The sequence below is a fragment of the Nonomuraea sp. NPDC049784 genome, from assembly GCF_040659615.1.
Taxonomy (GTDB): domain Bacteria; phylum Actinomycetota; class Actinomycetes; order Streptosporangiales; family Streptosporangiaceae; genus Nonomuraea.
In genome coordinates, this window is sequence record NZ_JBFAMX010000927.1 from 1 (window position 1) to 2,925 (window position 2,925).

General features: G+C 66.4%; 3 protein-coding genes. All 3 read right to left on the reverse strand.

Going from position 1 to position 2,925, the window contains the following annotated elements:
• Positions 1 to 61 precede the first annotated feature (61 nt).
• Positions 62 to 1,540: a hypothetical protein gene (locus tag AB0J09_RS61155; RefSeq protein WP_360713203.1), complete on the reverse strand. Its 1,479-nt coding sequence runs from the start codon at positions 1,538 to 1,540 to the stop codon at positions 62 to 64.
• Positions 1,537 to 1,872 (reverse strand): helix-turn-helix transcriptional regulator, encoded by a 336-nt coding sequence (locus AB0J09_RS61160; RefSeq protein ID WP_360713205.1) that lies wholly within the window; start codon positions 1,870 to 1,872, stop codon positions 1,537 to 1,539. The genes AB0J09_RS61155 and AB0J09_RS61160 overlap by 4 nt, the downstream gene beginning before the upstream one ends.
• Positions 1,869 to 2,925 (reverse strand): site-specific integrase (locus AB0J09_RS61165; protein ID WP_360713207.1); only part of this gene is annotated, 1,057 nt, incomplete at its 5' end. The genes AB0J09_RS61165 and AB0J09_RS61160, both read right to left, overlap by 4 nt.

Genomic DNA, 2,925 nt, shown 5'->3' on the forward strand with positions numbered 1-2,925 from the left:
CGAGACTGGTAAAAGTCGTTGATCGAGTGATCTGAGTTCGTGTTTCTGTCTCTGCTTCTATTCACTGAGCGTGATCGTTTGGGGCGTAGCGGCTCCAGGTCCCTCCCGCTTCGGATGCGAGCCGAGTGGTGGTCTTGTCGTGGAAGCCCAGAGCCTGCGCGATGACGGGAGCGGGGGCTTGGAGGACTAATTGCCGAAGGGCGGCGGTGCGGGCGGCTCGGCCAGAGATGCCGAGGTCGCGGACCAGGTCGGCAAGGCTGCGGTGATGGAGGGGCTGGCCGGCTCGGCGTCCGGGGAAGAGCCAGCAGGCATCGACGTTGGTGGCTGTGTTCATGTTGGTGCGCTCGGCTTTGGCTCGGAGTAGAAGCTTGGCAAAGGGGCCGGGGACCGGTGTCGGTGGATCGCCCAGACGAATGAGGACCTGGCCGTCGGAGTCGTGGACGATGTCATCAAGGGTGAGCCGGACGATGCGGCTGGCGGGCTGGGCATAGAGCAGCATGAGGCAGGCCGCGGCTCGTGACCGGAGGGGGCCTGCCGTGTCGTCCAGAGTCGGGTGCAGGAGTTCGAGCCGCCGATGCTGGGTGAGTGGTCGGCCTTCCGCCCGGTGCAGCCGTGGCAAGGTGAGCCCTCGCGGCGCGCGTCCGGTGCGTATCGCCCAGGTGAGGAAAGCGCGCAGGGAACGATGCTCGTGAGGTTTGTGAGTGGCGTGCCAGAGGTCGACGTCAACTTGGCTCAAACGGTCCAGAGGGCATTGGCGCCGTGTGAGCCAGAGGAGGAACTCATGGGCCCGGTTGAATTCTTGCGTCGTCAGGGGAACGGTGCTCGCGGTCAGCGGGCGGCGGGCGGCTCGTTCTCGGAGTCTGGCTAGCTGGTGCCAGGTGGAAAACCGCTGGAGGATCGGCAGATGCTCGTGGCCGGCGAGTTCGGCGAGGCGCCGTTGCAGCCAGCTTTCGACGTGCAGCAGGTGTTTGTCGACTGTCGGAAGCAGACGGCAGGACATCAGCAGGTCGCGGAGATGCGCCGCGGGCCGCCAATCGGGATGTTCGTGGAACGCCTGGTGGCAGAGCGGCATGGCTCCGGTCGCCAACGCGGTCAGCAGGTTCTGGACCTTCGTGCTTCTGAGCCAGGCCAGCCCGCTCTTCGGCCGCGGCATGTCGGTGAGGAGGTGATGCAGTGGGATGAGCGCGGGGCTGACGCGTCCGGTGCCGTCCTGGAGGAGTGTGTCGAGCCGGTCATGCAGTGTGCAGCGTTCGCAGAGGCGGCCGCCGAGAAGGTGGGCTTCAATGCCGCAACGGGAGCAGCGGAAGTCGCGGGTGATGCCTGAGCAGTCCCGGCAGGTCGGTATGCCGTCGCGGCGGCCCGGCAGCAGCCGGTCGGTGCCGCAGCTGGGGCAGATGCCGTAGGTGCGCGCCGCTTTCTCGCAGCAGGTCCGGCAGATCAGCCCTTCCCAGTTGGCGGCCTTGGACGCCCGCCGGCCGCAACGGACGCATTCGCCCATGTGCCAGCGCTCGTATTTCTCTTGTGCACGGGATCTGCTCATTCCTGGGCCCGGATTCGGGCGCGCTTGGGCCGGATGGCCGCCAGATCGGTCACCGGGCCTCCGCTTTCACCGCTGGCGGTGCGGCGTGGCCTGGCGTCCTCGGCCCTGGTGGCTATGAGGTCGGCCGGGGTGCAGTCGAAGATGTCACAGAGTGCGGCCAGGACCGGGAGCGACAGGCGTTCAGGGCTTTGCGTGACCAGGCGCCAGACCTGCACCGACGACAAGGTGATGCTTCGGTCGGCGAGTGGCTGGGCCAGATCAGTGGCGTTGAACATCCCGTGGGCAGCCATGACCTCGCGGAGCCGCCACTGGTAGCTGACCTGGCGTTTCATCGGCTCTTCCTTCCGGTGCGCAGTGCCGCGTCGACCGTGCTCTCCATCGCCTTGCGCAGGGTGTGGGTGCGGAAGTCGGAGGAGACGCAGGTGTAGATCGAGGTGGTGGAGGCGTGTTCGTGGCCGACCTGCTCCTGGACGAAACGAGGATCCCAGCCGTCCTCGATCAGGTGAGTGACGTAAGAGCGGCGAAAAGAGTGAAAGTCCAGGCCTTGATCGAGTCCCAGCGCGTCACGGTAGGCAGCGAAGCGAGTGTTCATCTGGGAGAACCCGATGCGCAGGCTCCGTTCGGAGGGCCAGAGCGCGGGCGAATGCGCGTTGGCGAAGGCCGGGCGGACCTCTTCGATCCACTGGGAGAGGATCTCCACGATCCAGTCCATCCCGCCGACACCGTCGCGCGGACCAACGGTCAGCACGCTGCGGTGCTTGGGTGGAGAGCCCTTCATGGCCTTGCCGAAGCGGACGTAACAGACCCCGAAGTCCCCGAACATGCGAGCGTGAGGGTTGGGGCTGAAGTCGACCAAGTCGAGCATCCGCGTCTCGCGCCTGCGCAGTCCGTAGGCGTAGGCGGTCTTGAACAAGGTGGCGTCCCGGAAGGCGGGCAGCCAGCCTTTGCGACCGGCTCCGCTGATCCGCTCGACTTGCTCGTCGGCATGATCGAAGAAGGCTTGCAGCTCCTCGCGGGTGAACGCCCGCTTGGCCGGATCGGCTTCGGACTCCTGCAGGTGGGTGGCGGTGTTCCACTCGTGGCAGACCTGGATGGGGTGCGTGCCGAACCGGCGCTCGCATTCGGCGGCCCACCCGTAGGCCGCGTCGGTGATGAAGGCGCAGAACGACCGGATAGCCTCAGCGTAGTTGCGCAGGGTCGACTGCTTCAGATGCCGGACCGCGCGCAGATCCCCGAGCCAGTCGTCGACCATTTTCGACGTCCACTCCCATGGATGAGCGTCGGCATGACGGCTGAAAGCTCTCACCGCGTTCAGCCGTCCCTCGATCGTGGAGAAGGCAAGGTTGCGCGCCAGCTGCTGATTGCGCCACCCGTCCAGCATGGCG